General features: G+C 61.7%; 1 protein-coding gene. It reads left to right on the top strand.

Annotation, left to right across the window (positions count from 1 at the left end; genetic code table 11):
* Positions 1 to 854, top strand: an 854-nt coding sequence (locus ACFHWS_RS28495; protein WP_416569582.1) for an IS30 family transposase, incomplete at its 5' end; no start/stop codon positions are given.
* Between the last annotated feature and the right edge of the window lie 15 nt (positions 855 to 869).

Raw genomic sequence — 869 nt, 5'->3', positions numbered from 1 at the left:
CGTGGGATTACCGTGCGGTCGAGGCGCAGGCGCGTTGCGACGGGAATCGTCTGCGACCGAAGCCACGTAAGCTGGAGTCTTCGCGGCGGTTGCACGATGTGGTCAACGACGGTTTCGCGGAGAAGTGGTCACCGCGGCAGATCGGCGAGAGGTTGCGGGTGGATCATCCTGATGACCCGGAGATGCGGGTGTCGCACGAGACGATCTACGAGTGCCTGTACCTCCAGGCGCGTGGGGAGCTGCGGACGCAGCTGAAGCTGGCTCTGCGGCGTGGTCGTACGCAGCGGGTGAACCGGTCGCGTCCTGCCGTGGCCAGGGGTTCCGTCAAGGACATGGTGAACATCAGCGAGCGGCCGGTGGAGGCCGAGGACCGGGCCGTTCCCGGGTTCTGGGAGGGTGATCTGATCATCGGGAAGGGCAACAGGTCCCAGATCGCCACGTTGGTCGAGCGGACCACTCGTTTCGTCATGCTGGTGCGGATTCCGTTCGACCGTACCGCTGACCGGGTCGCTTTTCTGCTCGCGGCGAAGATGGAGACGTTGCCGGAGTTCATGCGTGGGAGTGTGACCTGGGATCAGGGGAAGGAGATGGCCCGGCATGCTGATTTCACGGTTCGGACGGGGATGCCGGTTTATTTCTGTGACCCGCATTCGCCGTGGCAGCGCGGGAGCAACGAGAACACGAATGGTCTACTCCGGCAGTATTTTCCGAAGGGTACGGATCTTTCCTTGCACACCCAGGAGGATCTTGATAAGGTCGCTGCAGAGTTGAATGGCAGACCGCGTCAGACGTTGAACTGGCTGAAGCCGATCGAAGTTTTCAACGATCTGGTCAAGAACGCAGTGTCGCCATGATCACTTGATCCCGCC

This window comes from Micromonospora sp. LOL_013, from assembly GCF_048060315.1.
Classification (GTDB): Bacteria; Actinomycetota; Actinomycetes; order Mycobacteriales; family Micromonosporaceae; genus Micromonospora_E.
The sequence above is the reverse complement of the archived record's forward strand: the minus strand, read 5'-3'. Positions and strand labels throughout refer to the sequence as shown.